The following is a 17,445-nucleotide window of genomic DNA, read 5'->3' as shown; positions in this document are numbered from 1 at the left end:
AATCATCAGCGCATTCGCGTAAAACAGATTAGAGGCGATCGCGGTTTCCTCTTAAAAATATCATGAAATTAATCAAAAATCCTATAAGTGTTCCTAGTCTTCTACTGAGTATATACTAAGTAGTATCAATAAATTCTTGCCGTGATTTTACTGAAACAAAACCTCTACCTAAAGTAATAGAGAATTATTGATTTTCACTTCTTTAAAGTTACACTTTTCGTCACAAAATAGTTAAATCTATTCAGTCGATATATCACAAGAATGATTTTATTTTTTAGATGAAAACACTAAATTTCCTTCTCTGGGTCGATTTTTAATATCTTTTTCTCAGTAAAAATAGAACCATTGCGGAAACTCTGTTAATTAACAATCCTGAAACAGAATTAATTTATTATTTACCTATTTAAATCATATAGGAAAATAGCAGGATTTTTTAACATAGTCTAAACAATCATAACTTTATCAAAATAGATAGAAACTATTTTTTAATTCAACAAAATTCTATCAAGAAAATTAAGTTATGAATTTTGTAAAATGTGATTGAGGATTAACAATGAAAATTTTAAGCTCCGTTCTAAATCCATTCAAGTTTGTGATTATAGCCTTTACCTGTGCGTTGTTATTTATATCTAGTGCCATTCCAGCTTTTGCCATTGAAAGTTACCAAAGTGAAACAACGGAAGGTACTACGCAACTTCTAGAAACGCAACGCCAAACTGACGAAGTGGCTAAGTCTCCACCCCCAACACTCAAAGAGGTGCAGAAAAAGTCCAACGAGGGACTGAATGAAGTACAAGGTGCTGCTGATATAGATAAGATGAAGCGTCCAGAAAATTCCCAGAGTGCTACTTCTGTAGAGGATGAAGTTAAGAGTTTCTTGGAAAAAGTTACAGGTAATCAGTAACTAGTAATCTATCAAGTTAGTTTTGACCGTTCGTAGTAAGGACTTTAGTCCTGATTTTTCTAAGGACTGAAGTCCTTACTACAAAAAAAGCTTATCCCTCAATTCAAATTTGATGACCTAATAGCGGTTCTCGCTTTAGAGCGTGTTTGGAAAGGGGTTTGCTGTGATTTTAATTACATTATTACCCCCCTTAATCCCCCCTTGTAAAGGTGGGAAACAAGAAAAATCTAGTTCCCTCCCCTTTATAAGGGGAGGGTTAGGGAGGGGTAAAAAAATATTTGATACATCAATCAAGACTTTTCAAACATCCTCTTAGTGAGGTACAAGAACCCCACCCCCAACCCCCTCCCCGCAAGCAGGGAGGGGGCTATTTGTACTTTGAATTGTTTAGTAAATATTGAAAGTAATTTTAAAATACCAGATTAACAAATCTCTTGCTTATTTAGATATTAAGACATCTGCTGCGACTTTAGTTATAGTAAATTGCTATTTTATAATCTTTCCTTTGATTGATGTAAATAATGCGTAATATTTGTGAATTTAGTATATAAGTGAGCTTAGGAATTAAAAGCAATGCGTACTATCAACATTGGTTTAACACAAGAACAGCGTCAAGGTGTAATTAATTTGTTAAATCAAGATTTAGCAGATTCTTACCTCCTTTTAGTAAAAACCAAAAAGTACCATTGGGATGTGGTTGGACCTCAATTTCGTAGTCTGCATGAACTCTGGGAAGAACATTACCAAGCGTTAACAGAAAATATTGATGCGTTGGCTGAACGAGTTCGTGCTTTGGGTGGTTATCCTATAGGCACAATGGACGGATTTCTTCAAATGACCACTCTCAAAGAACATGGCGGTGATGTTCCCACTGCTACTGAGATGGTAGCGCGACTGATGGAAGATCATGAGCAGGTCATTAGGAACTTAAGAGATCATGTAGACCGCACTGGTGAAGAGTTCCATGACCAAGGAACTGCCGATTTTCTCACCGAACTAATGGAAGATCATGAAGAAATTGCTTGGATGCTGCGTTCATTTATTGAAGGACAGCCAATACAACCAAATGGCACACAACCAGCAGCAGAAATGCAAACCCCTGTAGGTGTGTAATGGAAGGTGACAGGGGACAGGTGACAGGTGACAGCAAAGAGTAGAGATATGTAGTAATGCTAGGTCTATGTATCTGGTGGAATGATGCAAAATCCCTCAATGAGGTGTGATATTCCACAACGAAGTCATGAATATATAGCACTTCTCGTTTGTATGCAATGCGCTCTAACCTCTCTCCTACAAGGCTACGGTGTACACACATATCGAATCATTACCAGTCCTTGAATTACCCCACCCTAACCCTCCCCTTGGAAAGGGGAGGGGACTAGATTTTCCGGTTTCCCCCCTTTCTAAGGGGGGATTAAGGGGGGTAAAACCCGGATATCAAAGTAACTCCGATTTGTCTGTACACAGTAGCCTACAAGGAGAGAGGCTTTGAGGCTTACTCCCCTTCCCTTGTAGGGAAGGGGTTGGGGGTTAGGTTTGCATTAGACTCAACTGCAAACCGCTATATTTGCTCACCTGTCCCCAATCCCCAATTCCCAATCCCCAATTTTCAAGGAGTATACGAATGCCAGAAGTTTATCAAGCAGAACGGACAATTTCCGTCATATTTAAAGAACAGAAGCAAGTTGATGATGTAATTCGACGTTTATTAGATAGAGGTGTACCCAGAGACCATATTTCGATTATGGGTAGAAACTTCGAGTCAGAGACTCGGATTACAGGATTCATCACTAAAAAAGATGTAATTCTGGGAGGTTTAAGAACAGGGGCAATTTTTGGTTCTTTGTTTGGGTCATTTCTTAGCCTGCTAACGGGTGTCGGCGTACTGTTTATTCCCTTCGTCGGCCCAATTGTCGCAGCCGGCCCCATTAGTGCTTTGTTGTTAGGGGCTGCTAGTGGTGCGATCGCAGGTAGTGCTGGTGCTGGGTTAGTATCTGTCTTGACTACCTTGGGAATGTCTGAAGATAAAGCCGCTATCTACCAAACCCGTCTACAAGCGGGAGAATTTTTACTCATGGTAGAAGTTCCCAGCGATCGCGCTGGTGAGTTTCAGCTACTACTCGAAAGTGCTGGTGCGGAAGAAATTCATACTATTGACAAAACTTTAAATCATCCCTGTCCAGGGCCTTGCAACAGTCCAGAAGACTTGTCTCCTGAAGTCCGTTCTCATCTTTCATCAGAAGCACAAAAAACATTTATTCAACGCTACAATGCAGTGTTAAATGAAACCAGCGATGAGTTTACATCTGAACAAGCAGCTTGGGCGGATGTTCATCAAAAATTTGATGAAGACGAAAACGGTGTTTGGTCAAAAGCTAAAGTTGGTGTTTAAGCTTTAGTAGCAATGCTATAGCGTTTCTTAAGCACATCAGATACATCATAGCCTCCTCCCTGCTTGCGAGGCTATGGTGAATGAAACGCAAGCATATATTAATGTGGTTAATTGTAGCGATCGCATTTTTATTAATTAGTATAATTCCTGTGAGGATTGCGATCGTGTATTGTTGTTGATTTAACTATGTAACTTTTGTAATAGTGTTTTTTGTAAAAATTTTTTGTAAGTCAGTAGATGAGTATAAATAAATATAATGTTGGTGGGTTAATTGTGATTTTACCCCCTGCGTGACCAAATTTTGAACTATAACGTGACCAAAAGTTAACGTAATTTCAAGCTTTTGAGCCAATCAATAACTTAGCTTTATGAATCAAATTATGTCCGCGTGTTTTAAATGTGAACCATAATACGACCAAAAGTTTTATTTTTAGACTTGGTAAAAAATGCCGAGTAAGACACACTAATTTAGTCGAAAATTTTAAACTTTCGGTCAAAATATAATTCAAAATGTCCACAATATGGTTCAAAAATAAGTTTCGCCAAAAATTGAGTGATAAAGCGATCGCCTGAAATCTGAATTTTTATTTCTCTCTCATCACGGTACGGTACAAATGAACTATTTGACCATGTTTCTTGCTGTAATTAAGTTTTGAGTTTTTTGAACTCCATTTATAGCTTTGAACTATATGTTGTCCTAGTACAGAGTGAAGTATTTCGTGACCGTTTGGCTAAATTATCGTTCAAATCACATTAATGTATTTTTTCCTGTAGTAATTTTTCATAAACTTCTTCAATCTGCCTTACCATAGCATCTCCATCAAAAAGTTTTCTCGTCAGGTTTTTGGCATTTTGTCCCAAGCGATCGCGTTCTTCCGGGTGCTGAAGTAAATAAACTAAGTGGGTTGCTAATTGTTCTACATTTTTAGCCTCAAAGAGCAGTCCAGTTTCTTGATGATGAACAATTTCTGGAATTCCATATATTGCAGGTACAACCACTGGTTTACCAACTAGCATAGCTTCAGTCATTGCTCTGCCTAGTCCTTCCCATAGGGATGATAGGGCAAAAATATCAGCGATTTTAAGAATTTCTGGTACGTCTTCTCGTGAACCAAGGAAGTATACTTTGCTCGTAATATTTAATCTATTTACTTGGGCTTCTAATTCCTGCCGTAGTTCGCCATCTCCAACTAATAAAAGAACAGTTTCAGGATAGTAACTAAGCACTTGAGCAAATGCGTCAATCAAAAAATGAGGGGCTTTTTGTGCATCCAATCTTCCGACTGAGACAATCGTTTGCCATTTGTCTGGAATTCCTATTTGATGTTTAACTAAAGTTAGATCGACCTCTCGATCAAGTTTCTTAAAATCAATGCCACTGTAAATAGTTATTGAATTATCCAATTTGAAAAATTTAAGTTGAACTGCCTCTTGTCTATTAAGTTCACTCACAGTTATATAAAAATCACCACATGAACGGCTAATTCGTTCCAGAAATATATAGAGTTGCTTTTTCCAAGTTGGCATAAAATCATGGAAAGAAAAACCATGAACAGTGTGAACTATAACAGGAATTCCTGCAAGCCTTCCTGCCCAACGCCCTAAAATACCTGCTTTGGAACTATGGGTATGGATAATGTCAAATTTTTCTCGACGTAGTAATCTAATAATTTCTATCAGGGCAATAATATCTTGAAGAGGCGAGATAGGATTTACTAAATGAGAAATTGGATAAAAAACATCAGCTACTTTTTTGCTACGTTCTAACCATAAGCCATGTGGAGCAGAAGCTAAATGAACATGAAATTTTGAACGGTCATGTTTAGCTATCGTAATAAGTGTATTATCTTGTGCGCCACCCAAAACTAGCTGTGTAATAATGTGTAGAACTTTGAGCATTTGATTTCTTTGTTGCTTTCAATCACATTTATGTTGCAGAACTAAAGTCCTTGAACCCATCTGCCACCATAGATTTGTGCTGTCACCGTAATAAGTTTCACCTTCTTGGCGAAATTTTTCGTTTAAAACATTTTCAACTTCTAACCACAGATGAGCAAAGTTTTGTTGTTTATCTGGTGATAGTGTTTTACACAAGGATTTGAATGAATTCAGATTACTATAAAAATTTTGTAGAATAGAAAACCCAATTTCTTGTACCAGGTTGTCTATATCTCTACGATCAACTCGCTTTTGGAACGAAGATACAACTCCCACTGATGCTAGGGGTTGTGCCAATAGATTATTTATCCATTCTTTAGCTTGTAAAAACGATAGATTTAGTTCGTTAAGATCAAGGTAATTTCGGAAATGACCATCATCATAATTAAGGTAAAATATTCCTTGATCTGCAAGAATTTTTTTAGCTGTTTTTAAATAAAAAGCTTTATCATATACATGTTCTAAAACACTAAAGCTAACGATAAAGTCGGCTTTGAATGTCACTTGCTGTATAGATTCAGCTGTCAATAATTGAACATTAAAATTTGATAATCTTTTTTGAGCTAATGCAAAAGACTTTTTAGATGGCTCATAGCCAATAAATCTTATATTTGGGTGATTTGCTAAAATTGATGGCCAATCTCCTCCAGTGCCACAGCCGTAATCAAATATGACTACTTCTTGACTATGATGTATTTTTTCTAAAATCTCTCCAATGATTTTTGTTTTCGCACAATTACCCAACCAGTAAAGATTTTTTTGTTGAATATTCATAATTTTGAACCGGATTCATGAAAGTTTACATTTAACACGAGAATAGTCATATGTTTATTAGTCAACATACTATACATTAGTATCCATTAAATACAAGCATTATAAACAGCTAGTGTTTTATCGATCATCTTATCTAAAGTAAAGTTTATTTTTACTCTCTCCCTTCCTCTATCTCCAAGGTGTAAACGGATTTTTTCATTTTCTAAATATTTAAAAGCTTCAGCTAATCCAACAGAGTTTTTAGGAGTGAATAAAATCCCTGTAGTCCCATTAATAACCACTTCTGGAATTGCACTGATATTACTAGCAACCACAGGTTTACCTGCTGACATTGCTTCTAATAATACTAAACCAAGCCCTTCATAGATTGAAGTCAGTGCAAATACATCTAAGGCATTCATAACTACAGTAATATCTTCTCGAAACCCAGCCCATATAACCTTTTCCTGAATACCTAACTCAATAGCTTGGTTTTTTAAATCAGCTTCTAACGCACCAACACCAACGACAACTAATTTTGTAGGTTTTGTGGCAGTCTGTAAATAAAGACTAAATCCCTCTAATAAATTATGCAAACACTTTTGAGGTACAAGTCTGGCTACTGTACCTATGAGATAGGTTTCATCAGTTACAGACCAAAGCGACCGAATTTTTTTTATCTTCTCATCACAGATATTTTGATAAGGTGTAGGATCTATTCCATAATAAATTGTTTTAACTTTTTCTGAAGGATAATCTAAATAATTAATACATTGATTTGTTTTTACAGCATTAGAAATCGCTATGATGTGGTTGGATCTTTTAGCAACCAATGAGCCAATATAACGATGACCAAAACCATTATAAAAATGTCCTTCATTGTGTTTGGAGATAATCAATGGTAGCTTTTTGGAAGATGTTCCCAGTAGAGCAATTCGTGTATATATTTCTCCAGGAGGTAAATGTGCATGAATGATATCTGGTTGTAAATCATTAATTAATGAACGAAGCTTTATAATTGGCTGAAAATCACCATAATAACGCATACCTAGAGAAACCACACGGACATGATTTTTATCCAAGGTTTCTAGCCAGTATGGTTTACTCTTCAAGTAGGCAATAGTTACCGAGATTTTCTGCTTTGCTTGTTCTATAGCTAAGGTAACAAGATGATTTTCTGCGCCTCCTCTAACGAGTGAGGTAATTACATGAAGTATATTCATAAAAACAAATAATGTAGTGCATAATTAAGTTAATATTTTTAGTTAATTATTGTTTGTATTTTGGCAATAAAATAAATATAGAATATTGCATTAAAAAAACAATAATAATTCTATATATATTATCTGTAGAACTCATGATTGATTCAAAGAATATCCAATAAAAACTCCAAGCAACTAAAGCATAAATTGTTACAATAATTGGGGTGTTAAAGAAATTACTAAATCCTTCATATATTACTCTTAAAGTTAAACCTAAAATGGCACAGCCCATTATTGCAAAAATAATTCCTGTGTTAAGATAAAGGTCTACAAAGATACCAGTATGAGGTCCCCAAACTCTATTTCCTAAGGGAAAAAAATCTTGTATCAGAAAAACACCAGGTACTTCTCCACTAAGCTGAAAGAAAAACTTCAAAAGAGTACCCAAAATCAGGGGATAAGTACTACCCTCCATTGCTCCTGGTATATGAGTTGCACTAAGCGCATATACAGGAAGAGTTGCGACATCTGCCCAAAAAAAACTTTCAAAATAGCTAATAAAATTTGACCAATCAAATTGGCTTAACGCATAACTTATTCCTAAGCCTGTTCTATAATTGATTAAGAAAAAAGAATAATTTAGAAATAGAATTAATGACAATAATAATATTATAAGCTTTTTAAAATTTAATCTTCTATTAATTAATCTAATATACCAAAAAGCAGTCAATCCAAAAATAAGCGGATTTAGAGAAACAATTCTACCGCCTGTTGGTAGCAAGAGTAATGTAGCAATTAAACATGGTCTGAAGCCACGCCAAGCAGGCCTACTTTTATCTTTCAACAAAGCAGCACATAAAAATGTACCAGAGCAATATAGAATTCCAATTGCTAAATAAGCAAATCTATAAGTACCACTTTCTCTTTCATTCGTTGCTCTTAAAGAGCCACTTTGAATTATTTCTGCTAATCCAGAGCTTCCAGTAGTTGCATAAAAAAGAAGCATCAAAAGAATACCTAACAAGGTTGTAATTACAGCAGATGCAATATGTGTACGATCATTTGAGAAATATTTTGCTAACCAATTTGCCAATTTTGAAGCAGACTGAATTGAATATTTAGGCGTAATTAGCCACCCAAGTATAAAACTCATAATTGCTAAAATTGCAAGTACTCCACCTAGTAACCACTGGTTGTTAGAAATATTCATCCAAGCGAGATATTCCGGTGGGGGAAAAACTAGCAGTAATAGAGTAGGTAGGATTGCACGAATCAGCACTGAAGTTACAAATAAAAGCAGTGGATTAAATATATCTTGATATTTTTTTACGCATTTAATAATAACCAAGCAAATATTTATAAGTGACAATACAATTATTATATAAAGCTGAATTGATTGGTTAACACCTATTACTTCTTGTTTAAGGCCTATAGCTATATAACCATATCCCATTACTAATATTAAAGATGTAAGGAAGAGGAGAAAAGAATTCATTTATTTCCCTCCATCGAATTATGGATGAGTATTTCCAACTGTTTACAACTACTATCCCAGCTAAAATTTTTTATATTATCTTTTGCGGTATATGCTAATTTAATTCTCAATTCAGCATCTTCCAAAAGAAAACAAAGATTTTCCGCCAGAGTTGTCGCATTTTTGGCTGGAGAAATTAAGGCTGTCTTATTATGTAAAGCAAAGTCTGTGATACCTCCACAGTCAGTTGTCACTACCGCACATCCGCATCCCATTGCCTCTGCTACAGGTAGACCAAACCCTTCATAAATACTGGAACAAATAAATATTGCACTTCGATTGTAAATTTCTTTCACAAGAAAACTATCAGGACGATTACGGTAATATACAGCCCAATCTGGTATTGAGGAATCTTTTGGAAAAACCCCAAATAATTTAGCAGAGAGTTTTGGAAAGCGTTCTTTAGCAATAGAAAGTGCCTTGAGTCCAGTTTTGGCATCTTTTATTGCTCTCGGAGAATATGCCATACAAACGCATAAATCCCGATTCTCAATAGGTTCAATTATTCTATATAAATTATGATTAATGCCGTTTGGAATATATGTAATACTTTCTTTTGTTGCTTGCTGTATAGATTCATATGTCCAACGTGAAACGGCTACTTTGTTAACTGGTAGATGCCAAGTTTCCCTAACTCTTTCAATTGGATATCCACTAAGTGATTCATCATGATGAATAATATACATTTTGATTCCTTTCGCTTCACTATACTCTCCCATATATTCTGCAACTTGCCAGGCAGTTGCAATAACTATATCAGCATCAGGAATATAATTTTGAGTTAAATCTGGTACAAAGAGTTTTTCTACATTACTGTTGAATTTAAACCAGTTTATCTCATTACCTGATATGGTTCTTTGAATTTTGTGAATTGAGCGTTTCCAAAAACTAAAATATGATTTATTACTAGCAAATCTAGATAACTTTTCTGGATAAATTAATTTTACTTGATGGGAAGTAGTAGCTAAGTAGTTAGCATATTCATATGCAACTCTATGGCTACCACCAGGATTTTTTACATAACTGGACATTAAAATATTTATTTTCATAAAAATATTAATTTTTATTGCTCATTATTTTAGTTAACTAGGCATTTACGTGAATAACCAAGTAGTAATGAAATTAAAAATAGTTTTGATAATAAATCTGCAAAACACATACCAGTAAACCCAAATGCTAAGGTTAATATAAAACTAGAAGAACAAAAAACAAAAAAGTATGCAAAATGTAAATTGGTAAATAACTTATACTTAGCATAAGCGTAATAAAATGGTTCTAACCAAAAGAAAGTTGTTAGAAATGCTGAAGCAACAATAAGTATCTGAATACCTAGTATTGATGAGATATATTGTGAACCATAAAAGGTTTTAATAGCAGGATATATTAGCATAGATAAAATTAGTATGATTAAACTTATCGGAATACCTAAATTGAGTGTCCATCTCTTCAAATTTTGCAACATCTGAATCCAAGTCAAATTGCTAGCCTCTACAGAAAGCTTTGGCAATAAAATTCTACCCATCGCTACTTTTGGATAGCTTGCTGCAACTGCAATCATTGAACCAAGTTTGTAAAAGCCTGCATCTTTGGGAGTTCCTAATGATCCAAGAATTATGACAGGTAATTGAGATATAAAACCAGTGATCGTTACCAAAATAAAATTCCATGTATAAGAGCTTGCTAATTCATAGGCTAGTTTTCTTAGTTCATTTTTAAATGATAATTGTGTAACAACACTAACAATATTTTTAAGCAACCCATTTTTATATAAAATGTATATCGTAAATACTAAGCATATTAATCCATAAAAATAGTTTGCTGCTGCATATGCACAAATAAAACTCAGTGAGTTAGATTTAATAATTGGTAAAATAAACAAAAAACATAATGGCATAGAAAGCTTTTCCAGAAGTTGAAACCATCCTAAACTACTGTACTTTTCATATCCGTTGATTATAGCTGTACTGGTGCTAGTAATTGCAAGCAAGGGAAGTGATAGGCTGTATATATTAGTTAAACTAGTTACCTCTATTGTTCTGTAAAAATTTGCTGAAATATATTGACTTGTCAATAAAATAATTATTACGGCTATCAATGAAGTAACTAAATCTAATGTATAACCTAGAAGACAAGTAATTAATATTAAATTTCTCTTATTTTCTGCACGATACTTAGCAATATATCTCGTTAATACTGATACCGATTTTGGACTGGTTATGGAGAAAAGTATAGAAGGATAAGCAAGAGCTAATGATACTATTCCGTAATCTTGTACTCCGAGAATACGGGCAGCAAAAGCCTGTGTTATAAAACCAATTCCTAAAGCCAAATAACTTATAATAGATAGAAAAAATGCACTTTTAATTCTCTTATTAAGCAATAATTGTTTCATGAAGTAAATAGCTAAAAATCAGCATTTTATTTTGGTGGACTGTTGTTATTTTGGCTGTTATTGATATGTTATTTAAACATTGTAATCAAGCATCATAAATTGGGTTCTATTTAAGTTTATGATTCTGATTATTATAAATTTTAAAACATTTTAACTTCGAGGATAAATGCGAATAATATTATTGCTAACCTCTATTTTCAGATTAGGATAATTCTGGTTAATAAAAGACTTTAAATCTTCTACTTTGGGATATCCGTTTTGACCAGTAAACTCATGTGCATCATCAATGAGTACGAGATGATTAGAAACTTGATGATTTAAAATGCAATTCAGCTCTGCCGAAATAGGCGTGTCGATATCACCTCTTGCTGTAATTCCTCCAGAGTAATGACCGTCAAGCCAAAATAGGCAAGGTTCATTGATTTCTTTCATAAGTTGTGGAAGAACCACACCACTATCTCCCTGAGATAAATATATATGTTTGAATTTCTTAAACCTTAATTTTGCTTGGTTATATAACGACTGATCCAACTCTATTGAGTAAATTTTAGAGAACTTATTTCTACAGGCAGATATCATATCTCCTTTAAAAGTTCCTGTTTCAATCAATACCTGGATTGAGAACTTATGAGCAAAATTTAGTACCGTCTGTTCCTTAACGAAATGAGGTATTTTTGATGGAGTTCCGGATTTTTTCCAAGTTTGTAGTTGCTGCTTACCTCGCAAGTTTTGAACAAAATCAAAAATGAAGGTATCTTTATAAGCTTGTTTGATTATTTTCATATACTCTAATCTAAATTGTTCTTGCATAAGTAAATCCTCAAGGTTTAGTCAAAACGTAAAGTGAAGCTGTTGCCCACCATGAAGGGGACAAATTCAACAATTTTGATATGGTTTCAAAAAAAACTCTTTTTTGAGAACCAGTAAACCATACAATATCTAGATGTAAATTATTGTTAACAGCAAATTCTTTAATATAATTATCTGTTTGAGGAATTACTGTTAACCAGCGATGTCTATCTACTCCCTTATGAGCAGATCCATAAGTTAAGTCGTACTTATCTGTTAAGTCACTAAATGTTCCTTTAATTAAGAATTCCTTTCTTAAGGGAGCGTAAGCCATGTTAGGCAACATTATAATTAAATGGCGGCGAGATACTCTAAGCAACTCATGTAAAGACTCCTGCACGTTATTTAAATGTTCTACTAAATCTAAAGCAACGACAAAATCATAAGTTTTATCTGCTATAGGTAAACCATCTTCTACATTTAATACAAAATCTACAGTACCCTCGGAATTTTGAAAAAGGTCTACACCTTTGTAATCTACTACATCACCAATATATTTCTTTAACTTACAATCTCTACACCCCACATCTAAGAGTGAAAGCCTTCTTTGTGAATTATTTGTTATTTTTTTATGAACATGATTTCTGATTAACTCAAATTTGCTTTCATTTATACTCATTTTCCCACCATTTATTTATCAATATTTTCAAAGAAAACTTACTTTTTAATCCAATTAATACATTGATTTAATTGCTGTATTTACTTTACTCCAAATATTAAATGGCGAGTTGTAGCTTTTCCCAATATTGGTTTATCAATCAAATCAACTAGCCATCTAATAGGGTGGAGTTTCAGATACTGAGAAAGATAAAATTGACGTAAACGAAATTCAATGGGTCCACCAAGAGGAACAACATCAAGTTTTTGAAAATCCTTAAATAATTGCTGCAAACCTTCATGAGTAAATCGCCAAAAATCTGGATAATTTTCATGACTTTGAGAACTTGAACCCTTGCCGTGATATTGGAGGAGGAATGGAACAGTAAGTAGGAGCATACCATTCTTTTTAAGAACTCTTTTTATCTCATTCACGGCTTGAAAAGGATTTTCTACATGTTCTAAAACTTCTAAGCATATGATTCCATCAAAGTGATTTTTTTCAAAAGTCATCGCTTCTATGTCTTGATGGCAATCACAGTTATACTTTCCATATTGTGAAGATGGGTTATAGCCAGCAGCTATGTATTCTTTTCCGTTAAACCAAGATTCATATGGGCGTAATTCTTTTGCGAAACGTTGAGAAGTACCTACATCTAAAATTTTTTCAGAACTATTAGTAATTTGATTAAGATAACTAGCAAATATTTTTTCGGGTTTGCCGCCTGTTAACATAAAAACATCCTCTAACAATCTTATTAATTTACTTTACAGGCAATTAGTTGCTTGATTAATGAAAGTATATTTTGGGAAAGATTATCCAAACTATGTCTAGAAATAACCTGTTTGCGTAAGTAGTACCCAATATTTTCCTGTTCTTGCGTAGGTAGTGTTAGTATATTCATGAGTTTTTTAACTAAATCCTCTACATCTTCATATCTAAAAAGAAGTTCTTCCTGATATTGACCCAAAGTTTCTTTAAACCCCTCATTCGCCACTAAACAGGGTTTGCCACAACTCATTGCTTCCCAAGCTACTTTATCTCCGAAACCAGTTGGGGTGAGGTTAATATGTACCACGCATCTTTGATACCACTGTGGTAGTTCTAGCATTGGTACACCAAGTTTAAAGTCAACTATGTCTCCTATTCCAAGTTGTTCAGTTATTGCTTTAAGTGATTGAAAGTACAACTCACCTTCACGATTGGGGATACTACCAAGGATTAAAACTTTGAATTGTCTATTCCACCTTTGACGTAATAAAGCTGTAGCTTTTAATAGTGTCAAATGGTTTTTCACTGGGGATATTCGACCTGCACATAAAATTAGTGGTGTTTTATTATCTATGTTTTGCTGATTAGTGCAAAAAAGGTTCGTATCTATCCCTTGACCTATTACAACTAACTTGTCCAGTTTGTAGGGATACGCTGTTGCTACACTGGCTACCATTCGGTCAGAAAGATGGTGAGCTAGTTTCAAGGTAGAAGTTAGGCTAGGATGAGCATACCAAGTAACTATTGGAATTCCCTTGATTTTAAGGATGGGTGCGGCTAAGTTAGTAAATAGTGGATTCATGTGAGAAAAGCACCCATCAATTTTGCCTTTTCGCAAGATGTGGAAAAGATGCCGATAAAACTCTACTAACCGACGGGGTTCGCTATAGCCCTTTTCTTTACCTAGAGAATAGACATTGACAGAATCAGGAATTTCAATCCGTCCCGCCTGCATAGTAATAACGTCAATATGCTCAACACGTTCAGCTAATGCACTTATCCATTTACTTGTAAAACCTAATATTGGATGATCGATATCTGTGGCTAGGTTAAATAGTAAAAGACGCATGATACTTTTAAACCTCCACAGGCGATCGCGTTACCGTTAGCCAACATTCAATTAAGCGTTCAGCTAAACTCGTATTAGAGAACATTGCAAGCATCCGCTCACGTCCTACGTTTCCCATAGATTGGGCTTGTTGTTTATCTTGCAGTAATTTAATTACCTTGTTAGACAAGCCAGTTACATCTCCCAATGGCAAAAGAAAGCCATTGATACCATCAACTATCAAATCTTCTGGCCCTGTACAAGCAGTAGAAACTACAGGTACTCCTGATAATAAAGACTCTACAATTACTCTTCCATAACCCTCGTTGTGGGAAGTTAATAAGAAAGCATCAGCTGCTGCATATACTTCTGGTAAAGATTCATAACCAACTTTTCCTAGAAAGTGAAATTGATCAGTTAATTTCTTTTTTGCTACTAAGGTTTGTATATCTGTGAGGAGTAAACCATCACCCGCCATGATAAATTGGGTCTCAGGCAAATACTGGGTTATCCGACTTGCTACTTCGATCCAAAGTGGTAAGTTTTTGGCTATACAGATTCGACCTACAAAAAGCACAACAGGTTTACCTGCAATTTTGGGATTTAGTTTAGCTTTATAGTCGTTCTTATCTACTAGACTGTTAGCCGGAGTAAAATTGACCCCTACTGGGACAACAAACACTTGCTTTACAGATAAGTTTAAAAATTTTACAACTTTGTCTTGTAGAATCTCTGAAACAACGCGTACCCCATCAGCACGACGAATTAGTTGGGAAGCAATTAATTTCCGCCAGCTATTGAGCCAATGTTCCTTTTGCCAATCTGGAGAAAATAAATCAAAGTGAAGTTGAAGTAAAAAACGAACACCTAATATACGACTTAGAACATAGCCCAAAATCCCTTCTTCCCAAGGGGTTTGTACTGTTATTACATCAGGCTGCCAATTATATAATACTGATGGTAAAAGACGTATAACATCAATAATAAAGGTTGATCGATGGAGCGATCGCGTTGGGTAAAGGGTTAAACCTTGTTGTAATTGCTGAACTTGGTACTTGGAGTCTCTAGGCGTGTAAGAAATCATCCGAATGCTACTATTCGTTCCACAATGCTCTTGTAGAACTTGGGCATAGTTTTGATGTCGTTTTTGGGTATCACCAAAGACATATGGACTATTTTCAAAAACTGTTGGATCTTTACCAATAATTAAAATATTCATTGGGCTTAAAATAAATTTACTTTTACTTAAATTAGACTCATCTTTTAAAATCAAATCTTTTTCAGAAAATTTCATTCATTAGATTACTGATAATTTTGGCAGGATTTCCAACTACTACACAATTATCAGGAACATCCTTAGTTACAACAGAACCTGCTCCAACTAAAGCACCACAACCTATATATCTCACTTGAGGCAGAATAATTGCTCGATAACCAATCCAAGCACCTTTACCAATAACTTTTTGACCTGGTGAATAAAGTTTTCCGGCTCGTTTATCGGAATTACTATGATCGTGAGTATCACCTAAGATACAAACATAATCAGCTAAAGTAACATTTTCTTCTAAGACCACATGATTGCCAATATCACAATATCTACCGATAAATACATGATTGTGTATATGGACATGGTTTAAAATTTGAGTGCTGTAACGAATACGTACCCAGTTTCCTATTTCTACAGTGCGAGATTGAGAAAATTTGACTGCTTTTTCAATGGAAACAGGAAAACCACATTGTTTGAAAATTGTTTTCAGTATTAATCCCCTTGCTCCTCCTATTAATTTTTCTAAAGTTGGGACTTTTTCTGATTCTTGACCTCGGAATGAAGTAGTTTGAATCATAATTGATTTGCGTGATTAAAAGCTAGATTTAGCCAGAAAATTTACTTGAGATAATACATTTTCTAGTTGTTCCAACATATTGAAATTAGAAAATCTTGATTGAATATATTCGTTGGCATTAGATACTAGAACTTGAGCTAAATCAGACTGGTTGAATATTTTTTCAATAGCAGATTTTAAAGCTAGTTCATCACCTACAGGAATTAACAAGCCTGTTTTACAGTCTTCTACTACCTCTTGAGTACCGCCTGCATTTGTAGCAATTACTGGAGTACCCGCAGTCATTGCTTCTAATACTACATGAGGTAGTCCTTCATAAGAAGAATTCAAGATGAACACATCAGCTTGCTTTAGACAAGAAAATACTTGTTTTTGAGGCAAACTACCCATAAACAACACTCGATCGCCAATACGTAGTTTTTGGATTAATTCTTCCAAATTACTTTTTAATGGACCATTACCAATTACAACCAAACGGTCTTGAGGAAAATACTGCATGGTTTTAATCATTGCTTCCAGACCTTTCCAGGGTACTAAACGACCAACAGTAATGATTGTTTTTCCCGGAAAAGGTGGTAAGGCGATCGCTGATTGTGCTTCTTGAACTTCAACAGCATTATAAACAAGAACAATTTTGTCGGATGAGATACCCCATCCTTCTACAATGCGCTGAAGATATAAACTCGGAACAATGATTTTTGTAGTCTTTTTTAGGGGAAGAGTACGAATCCAATCGAGAAATTTAAGTAACAATCCTTTGTGAGCAACTTGGTATTCATCTAAAGTGCCATTAAAGTGATTCCAAAGCTGCGATCGCTCCCAAGCATAATCACCAACAATTTTGTACACAGTTGGGATATTGAGTATACTAGCCGCTAGCATCGACTCAAAATTCAACCCATTAACATAAAGTAAATCAGCATTTTTTGCGAATTTCCAAATGGTAATAATAGTTTTTAAAAAACGCCAAGGTTTGAATAATTGACGGGAAATGCGGATGACTGGAAATAAATATTGATCACCATCATTATCATTTAAGATATCACTGAGGCAAACCACATTTACTGAATGACCCTGCTCTACTAAATTAGTTGCTATCCTCGGAACATAACTAGCCGGTCCCCCAATATCAGGTGGAAAAATTCCACTTATTATACATATCTTCATCATTTAGATTGTTTTTATGCCAAATAAAAACGAATGGACACCAATTGTTTTTT

16 protein-coding genes are annotated in these 17,445 nt (G+C 34.7%); 3 read left to right on the top strand and 13 right to left on the bottom strand.

From position 1 onward, the window contains the following. Positions 1–553 precede the first annotated feature (553 nt). The 3 genes from L6494_RS01540 to L6494_RS01530 all read left to right on the top strand — a co-directional run bounded on the left by L6494_RS01540 (position 554) and on the right by L6494_RS01530 (position 3,296). Entirely contained in the window at positions 554–904 is a 351-nt protein-coding gene (locus tag L6494_RS01540) for a hypothetical protein (RefSeq protein WP_237991120.1), read from the top strand. 573 nt (positions 905–1,477) lie between these two features. After that, entirely contained in the window at positions 1,478–2,017 is a 540-nt protein-coding gene (locus tag L6494_RS01535; RefSeq protein ID WP_237991119.1) for a Dps family protein, read from the top strand. A 511-nt stretch (positions 2,018–2,528) separates the two neighbouring features. Then, positions 2,529–3,296, top strand: coding sequence for a ChaB family protein (locus L6494_RS01530; RefSeq protein WP_237991118.1), 768 nt, complete (start codon positions 2,529–2,531; stop codon positions 3,294–3,296). 753 nt (positions 3,297–4,049) lie between these two features. On the opposite strand, the gene L6494_RS01525 is transcribed toward L6494_RS01530, so the two are convergent. From L6494_RS01525 to L6494_RS01460, 13 genes are all read right to left on the bottom strand, one after another. Continuing rightward, a complete protein-coding gene (locus L6494_RS01525; protein WP_237991117.1) occupies positions 4,050–5,195 on the bottom strand; it encodes a glycosyltransferase family 4 protein in 1,146 nt (381 codons plus the stop codon). Positions 5,196–5,213: 18 nt separating this feature from the next. Then, positions 5,214–6,008, bottom strand: coding sequence for a class I SAM-dependent methyltransferase (locus L6494_RS01520; protein WP_237991116.1), 795 nt, complete (start codon positions 6,006–6,008; stop codon positions 5,214–5,216). An 86-nt stretch (positions 6,009–6,094) separates the two neighbouring features. After that, complete coding sequence (locus L6494_RS01515) at positions 6,095–7,210, bottom strand: glycosyltransferase (protein ID WP_237991115.1); 1,116 nt, start codon at positions 7,208–7,210, stop codon at positions 6,095–6,097. A 46-nt stretch (positions 7,211–7,256) separates the two neighbouring features. Beyond that, positions 7,257–8,684, bottom strand: coding sequence for a hypothetical protein (locus L6494_RS01510; protein WP_237991114.1), 1,428 nt, complete (start codon positions 8,682–8,684; stop codon positions 7,257–7,259). After that, positions 8,681–9,772, bottom strand: a complete 1,092-nt coding sequence (locus L6494_RS01505; protein ID WP_237991113.1) for a glycosyltransferase family 4 protein — start codon at positions 9,770–9,772, stop codon at positions 8,681–8,683. The genes L6494_RS01510 and L6494_RS01505 overlap by 4 nt, the downstream gene beginning before the upstream one ends. 29 nt (positions 9,773–9,801) lie before the next feature. Next, complete coding sequence (locus L6494_RS01500; RefSeq protein ID WP_237991112.1) at positions 9,802–11,115, bottom strand: lipopolysaccharide biosynthesis protein; 1,314 nt, start codon at positions 11,113–11,115, stop codon at positions 9,802–9,804. Between the two features lie 150 nt (positions 11,116–11,265). Then, positions 11,266–11,925, bottom strand: coding sequence for a hypothetical protein (locus L6494_RS01495; RefSeq protein WP_237991111.1), 660 nt, complete (start codon positions 11,923–11,925; stop codon positions 11,266–11,268). A gap of 10 nt (positions 11,926–11,935) precedes the next feature. Then, positions 11,936–12,583, bottom strand: a complete 648-nt coding sequence (locus L6494_RS01490) for a class I SAM-dependent methyltransferase (protein ID WP_237991110.1) — start codon at positions 12,581–12,583, stop codon at positions 11,936–11,938. Positions 12,584–12,663: 80 nt separating this feature from the next. Continuing rightward, complete coding sequence (locus L6494_RS01485) at positions 12,664–13,296, bottom strand: class I SAM-dependent methyltransferase (protein WP_237991109.1); 633 nt, start codon at positions 13,294–13,296, stop codon at positions 12,664–12,666. Between the two features lie 23 nt (positions 13,297–13,319). After that, on the bottom strand, positions 13,320–14,402 hold the full coding sequence (locus L6494_RS01480) for a glycosyltransferase family 4 protein (RefSeq protein ID WP_237991108.1): 1,083 nt from the start codon (positions 14,400–14,402) through the stop codon (positions 13,320–13,322). A gap of 7 nt (positions 14,403–14,409) precedes the next feature. Then, complete coding sequence (locus L6494_RS01475; protein WP_237991107.1) at positions 14,410–15,675, bottom strand: glycosyltransferase family 4 protein; 1,266 nt, start codon at positions 15,673–15,675, stop codon at positions 14,410–14,412. Beyond that, complete coding sequence (locus tag L6494_RS30940) at positions 15,662–16,225, bottom strand: acyltransferase (protein WP_330911062.1); 564 nt, start codon at positions 16,223–16,225, stop codon at positions 15,662–15,664. Before L6494_RS30940 ends, L6494_RS01475 begins: the two co-directional genes overlap by 14 nt. A gap of 15 nt (positions 16,226–16,240) precedes the next feature. Continuing rightward, entirely contained in the window at positions 16,241–17,395 is a 1,155-nt protein-coding gene (locus tag L6494_RS01460) for a glycosyltransferase family 4 protein (protein WP_237991106.1), read from the bottom strand. Positions 17,396–17,445 lie beyond the last annotated feature (50 nt).

Origin of the sequence: Nostoc sp. UHCC 0870, assembly GCF_022063185.1 — a bacterium.
Classification (GTDB): Bacteria; Cyanobacteriota; Cyanobacteriia; order Cyanobacteriales; family Nostocaceae; genus Trichormus.
This window is presented reverse-complemented; position numbering and strand designations above follow the sequence as displayed.

Coding starts and splice junctions, on each gene's coding strand:
- L6494_RS01540 (WP_237991120.1), top strand. CDS start 554: ATGAAAATTTTAAGCTCCGTTCTAAATCCATTCAAGTTTGTGATTATA.
- L6494_RS01535 (WP_237991119.1), top strand. CDS start 1,478: ATGCGTACTATCAACATTGGTTTAACACAAGAACAGCGTCAAGGTGTA.
- L6494_RS01530 (WP_237991118.1), top strand. CDS start 2,529: ATGCCAGAAGTTTATCAAGCAGAACGGACAATTTCCGTCATATTTAAA.
- L6494_RS01525 (WP_237991117.1), bottom strand. CDS start 5,195: ATGCTCAAAGTTCTACACATTATTACACAGCTAGTTTTGGGTGGCGCA.
- L6494_RS01520 (WP_237991116.1), bottom strand. CDS start 6,008: ATGAATATTCAACAAAAAAATCTTTACTGGTTGGGTAATTGTGCGAAA.
- L6494_RS01515 (WP_237991115.1), bottom strand. CDS start 7,210: ATGAATATACTTCATGTAATTACCTCACTCGTTAGAGGAGGCGCAGAA.
- L6494_RS01510 (WP_237991114.1), bottom strand. CDS start 8,684: ATGAATTCTTTTCTCCTCTTCCTTACATCTTTAATATTAGTAATGGGA.
- L6494_RS01505 (WP_237991113.1), bottom strand. CDS start 9,772: ATGAAAATAAATATTTTAATGTCCAGTTATGTAAAAAATCCTGGTGGT.
- L6494_RS01500 (WP_237991112.1), bottom strand. CDS start 11,115: ATGAAACAATTATTGCTTAATAAGAGAATTAAAAGTGCATTTTTTCTA.
- L6494_RS01495 (WP_237991111.1), bottom strand. CDS start 11,925: ATGCAAGAACAATTTAGATTAGAGTATATGAAAATAATCAAACAAGCT.
- L6494_RS01490 (WP_237991110.1), bottom strand. CDS start 12,583: ATGAGTATAAATGAAAGCAAATTTGAGTTAATCAGAAATCATGTTCAT.
- L6494_RS01485 (WP_237991109.1), bottom strand. CDS start 13,296: ATGTTAACAGGCGGCAAACCCGAAAAAATATTTGCTAGTTATCTTAAT.
- L6494_RS01480 (WP_237991108.1), bottom strand. CDS start 14,402: ATGCGTCTTTTACTATTTAACCTAGCCACAGATATCGATCATCCAATA.
- L6494_RS01475 (WP_237991107.1), bottom strand. CDS start 15,675: ATGAAATTTTCTGAAAAAGATTTGATTTTAAAAGATGAGTCTAATTTA.
- L6494_RS30940 (WP_330911062.1), bottom strand. CDS start 16,225: ATGATTCAAACTACTTCATTCCGAGGTCAAGAATCAGAAAAAGTCCCA.
- L6494_RS01460 (WP_237991106.1), bottom strand. CDS start 17,395: ATGATGAAGATATGTATAATAAGTGGAATTTTTCCACCTGATATTGGG.